Genomic DNA, 19,429 nt, shown 5'->3' with positions numbered 1-19,429 from the left:
ATTAAACAAGGGGAGTTGTTGTCATGAAAAAGCTTCGCAAGGCTTCATCCATTACACTCTGTCTCACCTTATTCGCAACATTGCTTGCAGCCTGTGGTTCAACCAATGAAGAAGGAAGTGCGACCTCCACAATTGAGGGGGTCAAAAAAGAAGGTTTCCCCATTGTAGACAAAACACTAACGCTGAAGGTCATGTCCCAGGATGCGGGTGTAGCCGACTGGAGCACAATGCCTGTGCTGCAAGAGATGGAGAAATTGTCGGGCATCAAGCTGGAATACCAGCTATCACCGATCGACAGCTTTGAAACGAAAAAAAATCTGGTATTTGCCAGTGGGGACTTGCCGGATATGTTCTATGCTGCGGACCTCAAGCCAGCCGAGCAGGTGACATATGGCAGCCAAGGCATCCTGATCCCGTTGGAGAAATACATTGACGAAGGTTACGCCCCGAATATCAAAAAGATTCTCGATGAGAACCCGGATGTCCGCAAATCATTTACAACACCTGATGGGCATATGTATGCACTCCCATTCATTGATAAAGCCGCTGTGTGGTATAGAGGCCCAATGTGGTACAACGGGGAGTTCCTAAAGGCACTTAACGTAGAAGAGCCTAAGACCACGGAAGAATTGTATACGTATCTCAAGCGTGTCAAAGAAGAAGACCCTAATGGCAATGGCCAGCAAGATGAGATTCCGCTAACTTCTGTAAAACTGGATGATCTTCGCATGTTTTTCTTCGGCTTCTGGGGGATGTACAACGAAGGTATCTATTCCGATAAGGACGGAAAAGTTCACTACCCTTATCAAGAAGAAGGCTATAAAGGGTATCTGACATTCATGAATCGCTTGTGGAAAGAAGATTTGCTGGATCATGAGACCTTCTCTCAAACAGGCGATCAGAAAAAAGCAAAAGGTGTAAGCAACAAACTTGCACTGTTCAACGATTACCATCCATACTTCACGCTCGGTGGTGAGCCAAGCACGGATCATCCGCTGATGACACCCGTGAAGAGCGAAGTGGCAGACTCTCCGGTATACGGCAAGCACCCAGGTATGTCGGCTCGCGGTACCTTTGCGATTACGAGCAGCAACCCGTCACCTGAGGCGACGATGAGATGGATTGATTACTTGTACAGCTATGAAGGTGCGACTCTGTTCAATCAAGGTCCGGAAGGTGTGTTATGGCAATTCAAAGACAAGGAAAATCACGTAAAAGAGTGGCTCCCCGTTCCTGGGGGTGGAGATCGTGAAGAATATCGGGGTAAGATCACGCCGAACTTCGGTATCTTGACACCGGGCATTAATGATCCCGAAGTAGCGAAGGGTCTTCGCACCGAATTTGATGAGTGGATTGACCAGCAGAATCAAGAGAAGTTGGTACCTATTGGTAAAGCACCATTTCCTAACGTTTATCTGACAAATGAAGAGCAAAGCGAAGCAACCGCTCTATTGTCTGACCTGGATACGTACGTCAAGCAGATGGAAGCAAAGTTTGTGACGGGTCAGGAACCCCTTGAGAACTGGGATAAGTACATTGCACAGATGAAGAAAATGGGCAGTGACCGTATCATCGAACTGTATCAGGGAGCATACGACCGCTGGAATTCCGGGCAATAAAAAAAGTCTGTCGATCCAACATATTTCCCAGGGAGGAAGAAAGATAACCGCAAGCTTCAGTGATTTTCATATTTTTCGTATATCACAATGCTCGGGGGAGGTGTGAACAGATATGCAAAAATGGTTTGAAGAAGCCAAGCTGGGGATATTCATCCACTACGGCATCTATGCGGTAGACGGGGTTGCGGAGTCTTGGTCCTTCTATAACGGCAGGATGTCCTACGATGAATATATGAAGCAACTGAATGGGTTTACGGCTTCGGCATTCAACGCAGAGAAGTGGGCGGACCTGATTGAGAAGTCTGGAGCCCGGTATGCGGTACTGACAACGAAGCATCATGATGGCGTTGCATTATGGGATACGTAATATAGTGACCTGAACGTCGTCAAACAGACACCGGCGAATAGGGACATCGTGAGGGAGTATGCGGAAGCGATCCGTGAGAAAGGGATTCATCTGGGGATGTATTACTCGCTCATTGATTGGTCACACCCGGATTATCCTAGCGTGTATGAAGGGGAAAAGGTGCCGGACGATCTCAGCGATGTCAACCCGTATTCAAGTCCGGTGGACGGCGTTCAGGATCAGGAAAAGTGGCAGAAGTTCCTGCAATTCAATAACCATCAACTAGGGGAGATATTAACGAATTACGGAAGGGTGGATCTGCTATGGTTTGATGGGGATTGGGAACGGAGTGCACAGCAGTGGAATCTGCCGGAGTTCAAGCATTACCTGCACTCCTTCAACCCGGATATCATCATCAACTCCCGCCTTCAAGGGTATGGGGATTACAAAACGCCTGAGCAGGGCATTCCGATTACAAGACCGGAGGGACCTTGGGAATTCTGCACCACGATCAACACATCCTGGGGATATGTACCAACTGATCATAAATATAAATCCCTGAATCAGATCATTCGGATGTTCTGTGATTGTATATCCATGGGCGGTAATATGTTGCTGGATATAGGTCCGCGTGAAGATGGCACCATCGATCAGAGGCAGGAATATATTCTGCTTGGGCTGGGAGCTTGGATCCGAACCCATGAGGAGGCTGTCTTCGGAACGGGTGAAGGCATTATGTCCCGCTATTATCTGGGGGGCAGCACGGTATCCGGGGATCGAAAGACGTTGTATCTGTTTGTGTATGATGATCCAAAAGAGAATGTGTGCATCAAAGGTCTCTGCAATCCGATCCAAAAGATTACCGTGCTGCATTCGGGCAAAGAGCTTCATCATGAGATTCATGGAGGCGTGCCATGGTTCAATATCCCGGGAACAACGTGGATTAAAATGACCCCGGAGGACACACATGAACAGGTGACCGTTCTTAAGCTTGAATTCGATGAGGAGCTGGAAATGTACGGCGGCGCTGGAGCCGTTGTCACCCATAACTAACCATTACGGGGAGGGCGTGTGCCGATAGATGCATGCCCTCCCTTACGAATTGGAGAGAGTGACATGAACAGAAGTGGAGTGCCAGAGCCCAGGATTGAGTATGCTCCCAAACATTATATATGCAAGCGTGCGCAAGAACCGTTGGTGTTAGACGGCCGTGTGGATAAGGCATTTTGGGAGGCGGCCCCTTGGACGGATGATTTCGTTGATATCGAAGGTGATCTTCGTCCGAAGCCAGAGAAACAGACTCGGGTAAAGATGCTGTGGGATGACGACTATTTCTACTTTGCTGCCGAGCTGATGGAAGATCAGATATGGGCTACCTTGACTGAGCGTGATTCCGTTATTTTCTATGATAATGACTTCGAGATTTTTATCGATCCTGACGGGGATTCCCATCAATATTATGAGTTCGAGATCAATGCGCTCAATACGGTATGGGATCTGTTATTGGTGAAGCCTTATCGGGATGGTGGGCCACCGGTTAACGGTTGGGATATCAGCGGTCTCAAGACGGCCGTATATATCGATGGAGAACTGAACAATCCTGGGGCGGATAACCGGAAATGGAGTGTGGAAGTCGCGATTCCCTGGACCAGTCTAAAGGAATGTGCCGAAGGAAACCGTCCACCTGCACCAGGTGAGTTCTGGCGTGTCAACTTCTCACGTGTGGAGTGGCAGACCGAGGTACAGGGCGGTGAGTACCGTAAGGTGCTGAATCCGGAGACAGGCAGACCTTTCCGGAGGACAACTGGGTGTGGTCACCTATGGGCATTATTAACATGCACTACCCGGAGTTATGGGGGTATGTTGTATTCTCGGATGACGGAACGGATGAGTCGTTTGCGTTGCCGGAAGATGAACGAATCAAATGGGAGCTTCGCAAGCTCTATTACCGTGAACGCAATTATTATGAAACCCATGGCGAATTTACCCAAGATATGAAGTTGCTTATGGGTGAGGATTCGTGGAGTTGTGAGCCTGTAATTGAAACGACGCGCAGCCTGTTTCAGATTACTGCGCCTTCTTCGAACGGCACGGCCTTAATCTGTATTCGGGAAGACGGAAAGCTGTGGAAGGAGTGAGAACATAATGACCAGTCAAACCTTGATATTTTCCCTTGATGCACAGTCTTTGGCGAGGATCGAGGAGAAGTTCCAAGAGAAGGTGCAGTTTGCAGAGGCCCGCAAATCGGAGTTGTTTGATATTTTTCAGCAGGAGCTAACGGAAGAAGAGACATGGGCGTTGAAATATGTCTATGCCTATATGCCGGTAAACGACATGGCTGATTATAACGGGGACTTGTTCTTGAGTCATGTGCGCCGGGCTTTGGACACCCGCATACGTGTGCCTTGGGGAGATCGCGTTCCGGATCATCTGTTCCTTCATTTTGTGTTGCCTTATCGGATAAATACGGAGAATATTGAAGATTTTCGCGGTTTTATCTATGACGAATTAGCTGAGCGGACAGCGAAGTTATCCATGGCAGATGCGATTCTGGAGACCAATTACTGGTGTCATGAGAAAGCGACTTATATTGGCAGTGATTTGCGTACGATATCACCGCTGACAATGATCCGAAATGCTCGTGGTCGATGCGGCGAAGAATCCACGCTGGCGGTGGCCGCTCTTCGCAGCATCGGCATTCCTGCCCGTCAGGTCTATACACCTCGCTGGGCTCACTGTGACAGTAATCATGCTTGGGTAGAAGCTTGGGCAGATGGTCAATGGTATTACATTGGGGCATGCGAGCCGGAAGCCCGTCTGAATCAAGGATGGTTCAGTCCGCCAGCCCGCAGGGCCATGCTCATTAATACGAGAATATATGCCAACTATCCCGGACCGGAGGATATAACGCTCTCCGAAAAGGGATTTACGGAAATTAATCCGCTTGAGAATTATGCACCGACACGCACCATTCATGTGAAAGTGAACAATGAGCAGGGAGAACCCGTACCCGATGCCAGCGTCCGTTTTGAGCTGTATAATGCGGCGGAATTCTATCCGATTGCCGAAGTGAGGACGGACGCACAAGGGGAAGTGGCCTTAAAGACAGGCTATGGCGACCTGTTAATTCGTGCGGTCAGTGAGGGTAAGTGGAGGGAGATCCTATTCAAGGCTCAGGGGAACGACCATGTAGAGCTTGTGCTGGATTCGTCAGAGCAGCCGGCAGGGAGCGTGGACTTTGATATGGTTCCTCCTCCAGAAGGGGATGGAGAGAACACGGTTGCGTTATCGGAAGAGCAGATTCAGATTCATAATCGTCGTCTGGAGGAAGGAGCACAGACCCGAAGCGAGTATGAGGATACTTTCTTGAGGCAAGAGGAGGCCGTCTCACTGGCTCATTCGGTTGGACTACCCCAGGTGCGGGTGTGGGATATTCTCCAGAAGGCACGAGGCAACAGTCGTGAAATTGCAGCTTTCATAGAGGAATGCTCCAATGTATACGGTGAGTGGCCGCTTCGTCTGCTGGAGTCGATGAATGAAAAAGATTTAATTGATACCTCTCGCCAGACGCTGCACGATCATCTGATTGGTGCGCTCTCGCAGCAAGGATCATGGGCGGAAGATACGTTTGTGAGATACATCCTCTGTCCGCGGATCTCCTATGAGATGCTGGTCCCTTATCGAAGTGTATTCCAGAATGCATTTTCGGCAGATGAGACAGCAGCGTTCAGGGAGAATCCCTCGACACTTGTCCGAATGCTGGAACAACAATATGAATACTATGACGATCTTCCTAATCTAAAAGGCAAAGGGAATCCGATTGGAACGTTTAGTCTAATGAAGGGAGACGCTCAGTCGCTGGATATACTGTTTGTGGCGGTATGTCGCAGTTTGGGTATTCCGGCCCGATTACATCCGAGCGCTCAGAAACCACAGTATCTATGCGATAGAGGATGGGAGGACGTGGTGTTTAGTCTCACCTTACCTCCAACTCAGGGAAGTACAACCTGGGGAAAGCTCCAACTTTGTAGAGATCCAAAATCTACGCAGGATACCCCTGCAGCATCTTATTTTGAGAACTTCTCGTTTGCCCGTCTGGAAGATGGTATATATAAGACACTGATATATCCTTATGGCAGTACGGATGTCTATAGCGAGCCATATGAGGTTGAACCGGGCGCTTATCGCTTAACGACAGGCATTCGTCTAAAAGATGGAACGGTAAACGTACGCTTCGTGTACTTTACCGTGAATGCCGGAGATACAACTGAGATTGTGTTAACTTATCGCGAGATTGAGGTTGATATTCCTGTACTGGGTAAACTTGCACCAGGAAGTATACTGACCCATCTGAATGGTTCAGAGGTGGAGCTGGAAGAACTTCTGGGATCGGAGGGCGCCATAGCTGCCTGGATTGAACCTGAGCGTGAACCAACGAAACATCTGATTCGTGAACTGTGCGAGCTGGCAGAGCCGCTGGATAAGTTGGGCATCCCCATCGTGCTCATAATTGGAGATATGGAATGGAACGCTTCCTTTGATCCTGTTGGTTATCCTAAGCTGCCAATATGCACGGTTTTTGTACGGGATTCCAATTATGCTTCCTTGTCCGGTTTCATTTCGAAACCTGCAGCTCACGAAGCAGGCTACCCACATCTGTTTGTGCTGGATAACCAGCTTCAGATTCGTTACTCGGCTTCCGGGTACAAGATCGGTACTGGGAAAGAAGCCTTGCAGATAGCTGCTGCGATAACACAATCATCGAATGGATTGGAGTGAAGCGGGTGACGAAATATATTGTTGCAGGTTATGCCGTGGATTCTGCTCTTCCTGACATGACACATGAGGATCTGTTGAAGTTAACACATCTGAACGTAGCCTTCGGACATGTTAAGAATGATACGATCACTACCGAGCATTTAAAAAATGGCCATGTGATCGCGAACATGAAGCGAAATCATCCGAATCTTACGGTGCTGTTGTCTGTAGGGGGATAGAGTGCGGGCGGTTTTTCCGAAGCCGCCTCAACCCAGTCTGGAAGGGAGAGCATGGCTGCATCGGCGGTTAGGGTGCTGGGGAAATATCCTTTTGACGGGATCGATCTGGATTGGGAATATCCTTGTTACGGTGAAGCCGGTATTGCATCCAGCCCTGATGATAAACGGAATTTCACCTTGCTTCTCAAGACGATTCGGGAGGCGATGGATACCAAGGGCGCAGTGGATGGTCGTCATTATCTGCTCACCATTGCGGCAGGTGCTGATCAATACTACGTTGATGGTACAGAGATGGCCGAGGTGCAGCAGTATCTGGACTACGTGCAGTTGATGACCTATGATATGCGCGGCGGTTTTCAGGTTCTGACCGGACACCATACGAATCTGTACACGTCAACAGGAGATCTGTTTCGAATTAGTACGGATGCTTCCGTAAATCTGTTCATCCGCGCCGGCGTTCCGAGAGAGAAGATTGTGATCGGCTCCGCATTTTATTCCCGGATCTGGACGGAGGTTCCTGATCGAAACCACGGGCTTCATCAAATGGCTGGCAGCACAGGCGGCTACGGCCCATCCTTTGCCGAACTGGAAGCGAAGTACATCAACAAGAATGGTTATACCCGTTATTGGGATGAGGAAGCCTGTGCACCGTTTCTGTTCAATGGGTCCAGTCTCATATCGTATGATGATGAAGAATCGATCCAATGCAAATGTGATTACGTAAAGGATCAAGGTCTGGCCGGCATCATGTTCTGGGAGTACGGCTGTGATCCGACCCACCGTTTGCTTGGTGCACTGCATCAAGGACTTCATTATTTTCCGGCTGGAAAATAGGATAAGTAAATCGGATCAGGCGGATCAGATTATGTATATGGACTAAAAACATACGAAGGGGCCGTTCCATAAGTCAAAAGCATGACTTATGGAACGGCCCCTTGTTTGCATTATTTTGGTCTAATGAATCACGCACTGCGTCACAGAGGTGATATCTCCATTTATCCAATACACTCCTCGTCATCATCATCCGGGGAATCGGATGAGCCGTTGGGACGGTGCATTTTACGGTATTGCCCTGGGGTATAACCTGTTTCTTTCTTGAATTTGCGGATGAAGTTTGGTGTGTCCAGATAACCGACGCGGGTGATGATATCCTTTAACGGGTCGGTTGTATGAAGCAGTAGCCGAATGACCTCATCCACCCGTTTTTGCCAGATATATTGGGTGAAATTCATGCCGATCTTTTCTTTGAAAGAACGACTGAAATAGGATGAAGAGATTGTAAATTTTGATGAGATCGTACCCAGACTGAGGTCATAATCCGAGTAATTGGCATCAATATAAGCAACGATTTCATCCATCAGGGAGCTTTCTTCCGTCTCACTCTTCGCCTCGACATGAGCGCAGATTTCAGCGGCAAGGCCTGTCAGCTTCTTCTCCAGATCCTCCAATGAGTCATAGGACGTGATCCTTGGAAGTTGATCAACCACATGATGGATTCCAAGCTCCGAGGCGGTTTTGAGCATGGTATTCAGGATATCAAAGCAGATGCAACGCAGTAGCGGTACAGATGGCATTTCAGTTTTCAAATTGTTCAACGCGGTCGAAACCATCTGAACCGCCACATCATAGCTGCCCTGTTTTAAGCTCTGGACCAGCTTCAATAACACATCCTTAGGGACCCAGAAGGAAGAATTCTGCACAGCGGAACCGGAAAGGTTGTTAAAGTATGTACTGCTTCCCTGTCCGTGCAGCATCGATGCTTCCAGAGCGGTCGATGCCTCGATGTAGGACTGATTCAGTTGTTTCGGATAAGTGTATCGATTGCCTATCCCGATTGCGGGCGCGACCCCGGTGTGTTCTGCTACCATCCATTGCAGTTTTTCAACAATAGGCTCCATACGGGCATTGAGACTAGCTTCATGCCCAATTTCGGCATCGAATCCCACGATAAGGGCCAATTGGTCTGCCTGTGGCAACTCCACACCGTAAGCATATGCAGACAACTCCGGCAGCTCCACATCGTTCATCAGCTGCATGACCGTAGGCTGCTCGGGGTCATCCCCAATACGCAAAGCATGCAACTCCCAGCCCATGGTCATGACAAAATAATGGGATCGGTTGAAGTGTATGCCAAGCTTATCCGTAAATTCAGCAGGGAAATCTCCGGTGTGACCGTGCTTCAACAACATGAGTAAAATATGATTGCGCGCATAGGGCTCTTGAAGATCTACACGCTGACTATAATCATGCAGTGTTTTCTTGATCCATTCCAGCTCGTTGGTGGTTGCAGAAGTATCAGGAGCATTTTTCAACCGAATGAACTCCATTAAGTCTGAAATGGGGTGGTATTGTCTTCGGGCCAACATGATGGCAAGGATCGTGCCCATCGTCACCACAAACGAGAATACAAGGATAATAAAGGTGCGAATATGGACAATTCGGCTGAAAAACTGGTTGCTTGGCATAGCGGTGACATAGGTCCAACCCGCATCCGATTTAACGGATACAACCGAATGGGGTTCTTGATTTAAGGAGATGCTGTGCGTACCGGGTTCAAGTGAAAACAGAGCGCTGACTTCCTGTTCGGATATGATTTCTCCTTTGTAATTGGCTGCCAGTACTTGCCCGTAATTATCGAAAATATAAGTCATCCCGTGATAATCACTCAGGATGGAATCAATTAAGCCTGTCAGATTGGACTCGTGAATCAGGTACATGACGGTTCCGTGGGCGGGCGTATTGTTAGGTGCAATCGGTACAAGGTAGGCCAGCATGGAATTGGGGATTCGGGTTCCTTGGACGACCTGCTCGGCTGGTCGTATCGTGGGGAACGGGACGTTATTCAAATCCCGGATCATGTCCGTTTGGTTCCAGGTATTAAATTTGTAGCGGGCCGTGAATACATCCAGATTCTCCGAGCCTTGAGAAGAGTAGATGTTATCATCTCCGCGGAAAAACAGGAATAACTCATCGATAATGGAACTGGTGGCTTTGTATTTGACCAATGCGTTAATGGATTCCCGGCTATAGTAGGGATGGTGGGTCCAATACCGCGTTAACTGCTCATCATAGGCGATGCGAAACGCGATGTCCTGTAGTTCCTTCATGCGATCATCAATGACCGTTTTGGCTTGAGTGAGCTGATTAACATTGGTCTGTTCTATCTCTGAACGGAGTGTGTCCACAGCATTGTGATAAATAATGATGGTTAGGATAACAAGAGGGATAAGGAAGATGGAGATATAGGATAGTGTGTACTTAAGCAGAAGCTTGGACTTGAAGTGATTCCATTTCATATCTGCAACCTCCCGTTTTCTTTCGTGCTGCAGCGATAGCGCTCTCATATGGGCAGTGAAGGTATTGCCAAAATGGGAGCTGCTGGGGTGTTCCTTCTAAAAATACTAGGAGAACTTCTCTAATAAAGCAATGGTTCTTTTATATATTTCAGAGCAATCCTCGAGAAAAATATACAGATAGCAAAATCCCCTCAAAGTTTACTCATTTCCTTATGCTACCACATAAGGCTTTGGTAAGAGTATCTACTTTAAGGGGATAACTTTAGCTGATCATATATTATATTTTCTATTACTGAATATAGGAGTTAAAACGATTATTCATCCAGCGGTTCATAGTCAAACCAATCGAAACTTGCAGGTGTACACTCCTCTGATGGAGCATAGGCGTACATGGCTATCATCACACCTGTGAAACCACTCGCCACTTCGGTAGATAACAGATGTGTTTCTCCTAAACCCACTTCAATGGCATCGGATGAACCCTGCTGATATAGAAACGTAAAGTGATTACGGTCAGACTTGATTTGTAATACAACTGGCCCTTTGTCACAATCAAGCACCTGTTCGGTTCGCATAGAGCCGACGGTTCGCCGCAATACGATTTTCTTCTGACCGTCAATCCGAGTTACAGCCAAATCATAATGGTATTTATGATTCATAAATACAGTTAATCCGGCTTCCTCACCGTTCATACGCGGCTCATAATATAGCTCGGTCGCCATATTACATAAGAAATGGCTCAATCGACGCCCAATAAAGGCTGGATTTCTACCCTCATCAAGTGAAACCGAATGACCACGCAAGATGAGCCGTCCTGGATTTTCTGTGAGAGTCCAACTACCCGGAGCCGGGTTACGCAAGAAAATCCAGTTCAAGCCTAATGATGCTTCGTCAAAATCATCCCGGATAGGCTCATCCGACCAAAGGTGCTCAGTTAGCAAAGGCCCCGTCATCTCCTGCTCGATATGTCCGTCAACACCGATCATCGGCCAACCGTTATCCGTCCAAGTGACGGGTGCCAGGAACGTTTCGCGTCCCAGATGGTGCCGCATGGGGTAACCCGCTGGACGAATGCCAAGAAATACAGCCCACCAGCTTCCATCCTGGATCTGGACAAGGTCTGCATGACCGGTTGCGTGGATGCTGGATTTCATGCTCCGATTGGAGAGAATCGGATTATGAGGACATGGATCATATGGTCCGTATGGCTCTGTGCTTCGAGCAATGGTCTCCATATGGCCATACTCGGTTCCGCCTTCAGCGATCATCAGATAGTAGAGGCCGTTTATTTTATACATGTGGGGAGCTTCGGGGGCTGCTCCTCCGGTTCCGGTCCAGATTAGTCGGCTATCTGACAGTCTCGTTCCGGTCTTAAGGTCTATTTCGCACTGATAGATGCCCTCGCCTTCATCACCGTTGCAAGCAGTTTGAAAATACACTCGTCCATCTTCATCGAAGAGAAAAGAGGGATCGATGCCCCCCTGATCAACAAAAATCGGAGCAGACCATGGTCCTTCGGGTTGGGTACTACGTACATAAAAATTTCCGCCGCCGCTGACATTGGTTGTTGTCATATAGAACCAGCCATCATGGTACCGCAGTGTTGGGGCAAAAATGCCGCCAGAGCTGCCTGCGTTTGCTAAAGGGAGCTGCTCCGTTGTTGTGAGGACATGGCCGATCTGTCGCCAGTTCACAAGGTCTTTGCTATGGAAGATGGGCACGCCAGGGAAATATTCAAAGGTGCTGGTTACCAGATAATAGTCTTCATCTACACGGCAGATACTTGGATCCGGATAAAACCCCGGAATTACCGGATTGGTATATTTCATCATGTTATGCTCCTATTCATGTCGAAAGTGTAATATGGACCTTAGTGTTTGAGCTGTATCCTTGCTACAAGGGGAATTATATCGTCTTCAATCATTTCCAACCTTGATTTTTCGGTCCTCGAATAGCATGATATAGACATTCAACCCAACATGGCTTGCGGAGGGGAATGCTTTTGAGTAATGCATATTTGAGATGGTTTACTTCGGATCAGCAGTTTCCATTTTTCATTCAGTATGGTGGACACGACCAAGACATGGAGCTTCATAATCATGTGGATTTTACGGAACTTGTCATTGTTCTGAGTGGTCATGCAACCCATGTGGTGAACACCGAGGAGTTTTTTATCAAAAAGGGGAACGTATTTGTAATTAATGGCGACACCCATCACGCTTATAAAGACCCTTATGATTTTAGAATCTGTAATATTATGTTCAGTCCCGAGATGCTTGCTTCGGCCGGGCCCGATCTGAGAAAATCAAACGGCTTCCAGGCGCTATTTGTTTTGGAACCGTTTTATCGTAATATTCATTCATTTCCGAGTAAACTTTCGTTATCCATTTCCAGTCTGGAGTATGTGGAATCACTGATATCGTTCATGATTGAGGAGTATCAGAGTAAACAGCAAGGGTATCAGACCATGTTGATCTCACGTCTTACGGAGATGGTCGTTTATTTGTCGAGACAATATGATACGCAGGAGAAAGGGATCGAAGGTAATAATCTCATGCATCTGGCCAATGCCATTTCATTTATTGAAGATCATTATCTTGAGCCGCTGTCGTTGGAGGATATTGCGGGGAAGTCGAATATCTCCATAAGGCATCTGAATCGGATTTTCCGATCCTATTATCAGATGACCCCGATCTCTTATCTGCAGAAGTTGCGTCTGGAGAAGGCATGCCATTTGTTGAAAAACGGGAATATGTCCATTACGGAAATTTCGTATGAATGTGGATTTAACGACAGTAATTATTTCACCCGCCAGTTCAAGAAGACCTTTGGTAAGTCTCCCAAAACATACAGGCAGAATCATTAACACCCGAATGAATATGATGTGTGAGCGGGGAGAGGTGAACAGAGAGTCTGGGCCGAGATTCGCCAACGTATAAATGCAAAAAAACAAGCAGGACCATCCTACGAGGAGGTCCTGCTTTCGTATTTTCAAGGCATCTTAATAGTCCAATAGCCGTCCATTGTCATGCCATTGACCGTACATTTTATTTTCCTTCGTGTTGGTTATGAATTTATCCAATCTGCTCTGGAATAAGGCGGGCTGCTGTTTAACACTTTGAATCGTATCGATTCGAACGTTTCGATACAGGGCAGGGAATGCCGCGAAATTCGCATAAACCTGCGGGTTCTCTTTCAACCTTTGTTCGATCACACTATCCATAATGAAAGCATTTGGGTCCATAACAGGTAGTACCTGTCTACCCTCGTCATGCATGAGGCCTAACTTTTCAAGACGGCGGACACGTTCCTTGTTCAATTCAGTCCATGAGCTGCGTTTGCTTCTAGGCGACAATCTCTGTGCTAATTGAGTATCGGATAGTTTCTTTTTGACCCCATCGATCCAGCCAAAGCACAACGCCTCCTCAACCACATCCAAATACAGCAGGGTATCCGGAGTTGGTTTCAAGCTAACAATGACCCAGCAAGATTTCTGGACTTTTCCATGCTCCTGCAACCAACTTCTCAATTCTTCCCTCGATGTCACGGGGATACAATGTACATTTTCCATCAGCTCATTGTCTAGACTTGAGCCGGTTCTTGATACCAGAAGAGAGAATAATCATTCATGACGGAAGCATGCCCCAATTGACGGAGCATGGTAGACACATTACCTCGGTGGTAGGTCCCGTGATTGACCAGATGAAATACCATTTCCGATAAGCTGGTTTCGCGGACGCCGGCAAATGGATTATCGAGCAGCACGGTTTGTTCCAGATTGGTTTGGCCTTGGAGCCATTCGCTATATTGTGCCGACAGATCGGCAAACATTTGCATGTACTCATCTATTGAACCATGAATTTCACCATTGAGAGGCATGCATGCCTGGAGTGCCTCGGGCATACCGGTGCCCGTTAACACCAGATACCACATCTTATCCACTGCATAGATATGGCTGAGAGCATGGGCGATGGTTGGAAATGAACTGTTCACTTCCTGACTTAGTACAGAAGAGGGGAGTTCTTTAATTCTGTTCAGGATGGTTTGATTAGCCCATGCGTTGTAGTTATACATTTGTTCCGGATGATTCATGAATGATCGTCTCCTTTAATTTGGCGAAGAATGTGGTTACTTACTAAAATGATTATAAAAAAAGAAGTATGACAACAGCGTGTCATACTTCTTCATAGAGTTTAAGTGCGTCTCGAAGCTGTTCTTTCAGAATACCTCGTAATTCAATCGGTTCAAGCACCTCAGCGCCACTTCCCAAACTAAGCAGAAACGACCATAACCACTTGGCTTGTAACGGTTGATGAACCGAGATGCGCATCGTCATACTGCCATCCTCGTGAAATTGCTTATCTGCCTGTTGAAAATGATCCATGGCTTCTGCTAGCGCTTCCGGGTTCACTCGAAATACCACATCACTTACTTGATCTTGCCAGGATGGATCGGACACAACCTCCGCCTGAGGAAGTTCAAGATGTGGTTGAAAGTGTTCCGATGTCAGGGCCACATTCATCATCCGGGACAGTCGGAACTCGCGATAATCCTGCCGTGTCTGGCAAAATCCATATACATACCAATTACGGTATTTGAACTGGAGTCTTACCGGCTCCAGATGGCGAGGGGTATGTTCATTTTTCGTATTGATGTAGTCAAAACGCACAACCTGATGCTTCGTAATCCCTGTACGCAGATGAGGAAGGGCATCAGGCTCCGTTCGGCGAGTCTCCAGATCCACAGATAGACTTGAGGTCTGATGCTCCGGTCCAATCGTTTGCAGACGTTCAATTGTGCCCTGTACACGTGCATCCTCAAAGACCGTGGAGAGACTGCTAAGAACCGTAATCAGAGAATCGACATCATATGAACCAAGCAAGCTTTTATCCATTTTATATCCGTCCATCATGCCGTAGCCGCCCTTGAGTCCCTGATGGGAAATGACGGGGAAGCCGGCTGCACAGATTACATCAATATCCCGATAGATCGTTCTCGGGGACACCTGAAACTCTTCTGCCAAGGTGGAAGCAGACAACACTTCGTGGTTCAGCAGTTTGTATATGATTGAGATTAATCGCTCCAATTTCAAGAAATATCCCCGCCCGTTATTCCATTTTGTCATTACAGGCCTATATTATATCACGACATGATGAACACAATGGATGAATACAAAGGGTTCGTAAAAGTCATATCATCCAGTGGGTTTATTCCAGTTTGGTTGAATAAGTTCTTAGCCGAGATGAAAAAAAGAGTGCTGGATAGCACCCTTTTTCGAAGACAGATTGTTGTTGTTGTATGGAACAGTTATTTTAGAAGTTTGGTTGAGCTATTAATCCAACGTTTAGAGTAGAGTGGGCTCTACTCTTCCTGCACGTTATAGAGAACCCGAGCGAGCAGATTCTGTCCGTAGTTACCAAAGTTTTTACCAAAGATCGTTAAGCCTCGTTTGTTCAAAGGTCCGTCCGTAACCGCAATGCGGAAGTGAATATCGCTCTTGTAATCCAACCCAATCTGGTCCAGCGTTACGTCCGAGATGCGGCATCCGTCGATATAGCTGCCCTCTTGCGTAATCCGGATCAGCTTCAGCATGCCGTACTGATTCAAGTGGGGAGGCCACCATTCCGGGTTAAAGGTACCGCGTGTATTGCCGAAATCGCCTGGACTCGTCCAGCAGCCAATCTCAATACCATTGATGTAGAAATAGATATCCGAAGGGTAATTGTCGCAAAAACCAGGTGCCTCCGACCCCAGCTCCATGGATAGCTGAATTTCGCTAAACAACTGATTGGGCTTGAGGTAGTTGGGGATACGATACTCCAAGTAACCTTCAGCCAGCCAGATCATCTCCGCATCAATTCGCAGTGGATCAGCAAAGTAACGCGGATCATCGAACTCCCCAACAATGCTGTCCCGGGTAGCAAGGCCGCATGTAGGTGCAGCTTGATAATCGCTGTAGTGGCCTACCTGAATTTCAACCTCGTATCGATTATTTATTTCCTGTGAACGCAGATCAACCATCAATTTTTCCTCATTGAGATAACATATCTTCTGAATGCCATGTTTGCCAACGGCGGTATTGATCTCGATCAATCCGCTCTCCTCAAGCTTTTTAATATGCATTGTGATAGCGCCATTGCTCAGCCCCAGTTTGGTTGCGAGATCATTGAGATTAAGACTTTGGTTCTTGGCCAGTAGCTCGATGATCTGAATCCGGATTTCTGAACTGAGCGCTTTGAAGATATTCACACCCGACATCAGATCTTTAATATAAATCATAGGTGGATTCCTTTCCCCGTTCTGAACAAAGTCTCTTTTCAATGCAGACATTTGCACATTTATATGTTTTATTTCAGATAATTATAAATCATTCCCTCATGGAAGGGAAGGGCAGAGAAATAGAAGCCAAAACCCTTCTGTATAGCGCAAATATGAAAATGTAATCCACTTTTTGTTCACTATTACGGTTAAAATAAGTGTTAATCAGTTCATGTATATTTGAAATATACCATTGAAATGTAATGTAACCGCTTTTATAATCCTATTATACCTAAATTGATTCAATACATCATGAACCAAATTAACCATTTGAAAGGTGGAGTTAGGTTTGGATAAGTTGAAGACGGTGCAAAAGTTCAAAAGGAAACGTTGGGCATTACCCGCATTGCTTGTCTTAGTGTTGCTGCTTGCAGGTCAATCACGGGCTTTTGCAGCATTTTGGAATCTGACCGGAGATATCGCTGTTCATGATCCATCGATTATCAAAGAGGGCAGTTCCTGGTACACCTTCTCAACGGGGCCGGGCATTCAGGTATTGAAATCGGATAATGGATCGTCCTGGTATCGGGTTCCGCAAATCTTCCTGAGTAAGCCATCCTGGTGGGCTTCTGCGGTTCCGGGGCAGAGTGGATTGGATGTATGGGCACCGGACGTAGAGCAGTATAACGGAAAAGTGTGGCTCTATTATTCAATCTCCACCTTTGGTTCTAATCGGTCTGCGATTGGTCTCGCGTCCGCGAACAGTATCGGTGCAGGGCAATGGAAGGACGAAGGGATGGTGCTTCAGACAACGACCGCCAATAATTATAACGCGATTGATCCGAATCTGGTCATTGATGCTTCAGGCAATCCATGGCTGGCCTTCGGTTCTTTCTGGAGCGGTCTGAAGATTGTCAAGCTGGACAAAAATACGATGAAACCGACAGGCAGCATAACTTCCATTGCTGCGCGCCCGAATAACGGAGGTGCTATTGAAGGACCAAGTGTTGTATACCGTGGCGGCTATTATTACCTGTTTGCCTCCATCGATTCTTGCTGCCAAGGAGTGAACAGTACCTACAAAATGGTTTATGGACGTTCGACCAGCATAACAGGCCCTTATGTGGACAAAAACGGAGTCAATATGTTGAATGGTGGCGGTACGATATTGGATACAGGCAATGTGAAATGGAAAGGTCCAGGTGGTCAGGACGTGTACAACGGTAATGTCATCGCAAGACATGCCTATGATGCAGAGGATAATGGCAATCCGAAATTGCTGATTAATGACTTGCTTTGGGATGCCAGTGGCTGGCCTATGTATTGATTTATTTTATATAAATATAAAATGTTTTATAAAAGTGTTGACTAAAGTGATCTGGATTTGATAAATTTAACAACAGAAATCTTATTTCATCCAATTGAATACGGTTACAAGTCCAGATCAGGAGGGGTTCAGATGGTAAAGAAAAAGAATTGGGTCACATTTATGCTTCTAATGCTGGTAAGTGCACTGGTACTTGCGGGCTGCGGAGGAGGAAGTAGCGGTTCAAATGGGGACAAGGAGTTAACGTTTATGTTCCGCGGCGGTACGGACGAGCAGAAAGCATACCAGGCGGTGGTCAAGAAATTCGAAGAAGATCATCCGGGTGTGAAAGTCAAAATTATTGTAACGGCTGCGGATCAATATGCAACCAAGTTGAGAGCGGCAATTACAGGCAACAGCTTGCCTGATGTATTCTACATCAATCCGGGCGATGTGAAAGCGTATGTGAACAGTAATGTACTGATGAATCTTACACCGTATGTTGAAAATAACCCGGATGTTGATCTCGATAATATCTGGAAATACGGTGTGGACTTGTACCGTTATGATGGCCAAATGTCAGGACAAGGCGACATCTACGGTATGCCGAAGGATCTGGGGCCATTTGCACTGGGATACAACAAAACTTTGTTTGAAAAAGAAGGCATTCCCTTCCCTGACAAGGATAAACCATATACATGGGAAGAGTTCATTAAAGTAAACCAGCAAGCGACCAAGGATACTAATGGGGACGGTAAACCCGATGTGTACGGTACTGGCTTCAACGTACAGTGGGCACTGCAATCCTTTGTATGGAGCAATGGCGGCGATTGGTTGGATGAGACTAAAACAAAAGTAACGATTGATGATCCGAAATTCGCGGAAGCACTGCAATTCTTCGCGGATATGCAAAACAAATACAAAATCACACCTTCCATTGAGGAAGCGCAAACATTGGATACGTACCAACGCTGGATGAAAGGTGAGATGGCTTTCTTCCCTGTTGGACCATGGGATATGAGTACATTTGAGAAACTGCCTTTCGATTATGATTTGCTGCCATTCCCTGCGGGATCTACTGGCAAATCGGCAACGTGGATTGGATCTCTCGGAATCGGGGTATCCGCGAAAACGAAACATCCGGAAGAAGCTGCTGCACTGGTGAACTACCTTACGGCTTCGAAGGAAGGCATGCAGCAACTGGTGGATGCCAAGGTACAGATTCCAAACTTGCTTGATATGGCAGACGAGTGGGCCAAAGATACATCCACGAAACCAGCCAATAAACAGGAATTCATTGATATCGTAGAGGATTATGGCCGGGCTCTGCCAGGTAACTACACGTACAATGCGGAATGGTATGATCTGTTCTTCACCGACATTCAGCCGGTATTGGATGGCAAGATTACAGCCGCAGACTATGTGAAGCAGCAACAGCCGAAAATGCAGAAGCTGCTCGATAAAGCAGTTGAACAAGAGAAGAAATCACAGAAATAGTAGATAGGTAGAGCGATGCCGGCAGAGTGCAATCATGCTGCTGGCATCATTCGTGTTGGAATTTGTGGAGTTCCATACGGGCATGTGGCATTCGTTGATCGGCAAGGTTC

11 protein-coding genes and 3 pseudogenes are annotated in these 19,429 nt (G+C 46.9%); 8 read left to right on the top strand and 6 right to left on the bottom strand.

Features of this window, described 5'->3' with window-relative positions; genetic code table 11:
* Nucleotides 1-23: 23 nt before the first annotated feature.
* From ACX9NY_RS17525 to ACX9NY_RS17505, 5 genes and pseudogenes are all read left to right on the top strand, one after another.
* Entirely contained in the window at nucleotides 24-1,619 is a 1,596-nt protein-coding gene (locus ACX9NY_RS17525; RefSeq protein ID WP_339240164.1) for an extracellular solute-binding protein, read from the top strand.
* A 112-nt stretch (nucleotides 1,620-1,731) separates the two neighbouring features.
* Nucleotides 1,732-3,018: pseudogene (locus ACX9NY_RS17520) on the top strand (alpha-L-fucosidase).
* A 63-nt stretch (nucleotides 3,019-3,081) separates the two neighbouring features.
* Nucleotides 3,082-4,103, top strand: a pseudogene (locus tag ACX9NY_RS17515) (carbohydrate-binding family 9-like protein).
* Nucleotides 4,104-4,110: 7 nt separating this feature from the next.
* Nucleotides 4,111-6,744: a transglutaminase domain-containing protein gene (locus tag ACX9NY_RS17510; RefSeq protein WP_472474050.1), complete on the top strand. Its 2,634-nt coding sequence runs from the start codon at nucleotides 4,111-4,113 to the stop codon at nucleotides 6,742-6,744.
* A gap of 5 nt (nucleotides 6,745-6,749) precedes the next feature.
* A pseudogene (locus tag ACX9NY_RS17505) lies at nucleotides 6,750-7,796 on the top strand (glycoside hydrolase family 18 protein).
* Between the two features lie 161 nt (nucleotides 7,797-7,957).
* On the opposite strand, the gene ACX9NY_RS17500 reads toward ACX9NY_RS17505, so the two are convergent.
* Both ACX9NY_RS17500 and ACX9NY_RS17495 read right to left on the bottom strand, forming a co-directional pair.
* Nucleotides 7,958-10,258, bottom strand: coding sequence for a helix-turn-helix domain-containing protein (locus ACX9NY_RS17500; RefSeq protein WP_472474048.1), 2,301 nt, complete (start codon nucleotides 10,256-10,258; stop codon nucleotides 7,958-7,960).
* Nucleotides 10,259-10,572: 314 nt separating this feature from the next.
* A complete protein-coding gene (locus tag ACX9NY_RS17495; protein WP_472479331.1) occupies nucleotides 10,573-12,087 on the bottom strand; it encodes a glycoside hydrolase family 43 protein in 1,515 nt (504 codons plus the stop codon).
* A 173-nt stretch (nucleotides 12,088-12,260) separates the two neighbouring features.
* On the opposite strand from ACX9NY_RS17495, the gene ACX9NY_RS17490 reads away from it, so the two are divergent.
* The gene (locus ACX9NY_RS17490) at nucleotides 12,261-13,124 is read left to right on the top strand and encodes a helix-turn-helix domain-containing protein (protein WP_339259313.1); all 864 of its coding nucleotides are present in this window, start codon (nucleotides 12,261-12,263) and stop codon (nucleotides 13,122-13,124) included.
* Nucleotides 13,125-13,259: 135 nt separating this feature from the next.
* On the opposite strand, the gene ACX9NY_RS17485 is transcribed toward ACX9NY_RS17490, so the two are convergent.
* The 4 genes from ACX9NY_RS17485 to ACX9NY_RS17470 all read right to left on the bottom strand — a co-directional run bounded on the left by ACX9NY_RS17485 (nucleotide 13,260) and on the right by ACX9NY_RS17470 (nucleotide 16,537).
* Entirely contained in the window at nucleotides 13,260-13,829 is a 570-nt protein-coding gene (locus ACX9NY_RS17485; protein ID WP_472474046.1) for a YdeI/OmpD-associated family protein, read from the bottom strand.
* An 11-nt stretch (nucleotides 13,830-13,840) separates the two neighbouring features.
* Nucleotides 13,841-14,350 carry a DinB family protein gene (locus tag ACX9NY_RS17480; protein WP_105600771.1) on the bottom strand — a complete coding sequence of 170 codons (510 nt, stop codon included), beginning with the start codon at nucleotides 14,348-14,350 and terminating at the stop codon, nucleotides 13,841-13,843.
* 82 nt (nucleotides 14,351-14,432) lie between these two features.
* Nucleotides 14,433-15,350: a helix-turn-helix transcriptional regulator gene (locus ACX9NY_RS17475; protein ID WP_472474044.1), complete on the bottom strand. Its 918-nt coding sequence runs from the start codon at nucleotides 15,348-15,350 to the stop codon at nucleotides 14,433-14,435.
* A 269-nt stretch (nucleotides 15,351-15,619) separates the two neighbouring features.
* Entirely contained in the window at nucleotides 15,620-16,537 is a 918-nt protein-coding gene (locus tag ACX9NY_RS17470; protein WP_339240179.1) for an ArsR/SmtB family transcription factor, read from the bottom strand.
* 337 nt (nucleotides 16,538-16,874) lie between these two features.
* Between ACX9NY_RS17470 and ACX9NY_RS17465 the strand changes: the two genes are divergently transcribed.
* On the top strand, nucleotides 16,875-17,843 hold the full coding sequence (locus ACX9NY_RS17465) for a glycoside hydrolase family 43 protein (RefSeq protein WP_445252810.1): 969 nt from the start codon (nucleotides 16,875-16,877) through the stop codon (nucleotides 17,841-17,843).
* Between the two features lie 132 nt (nucleotides 17,844-17,975).
* Complete coding sequence (locus tag ACX9NY_RS17460) at nucleotides 17,976-19,319, top strand: ABC transporter substrate-binding protein (RefSeq protein ID WP_472474042.1); 1,344 nt, start codon at nucleotides 17,976-17,978, stop codon at nucleotides 19,317-19,319.
* The last annotated feature ends 110 nt before the right edge of the window (nucleotides 19,320-19,429 follow it).

The organism is Paenibacillus sp. CB74, from assembly GCF_055687625.1.
Note: the sequence above shows the minus strand (reverse complement) of the source record. Positions and strands in the feature narration are given on the sequence as shown.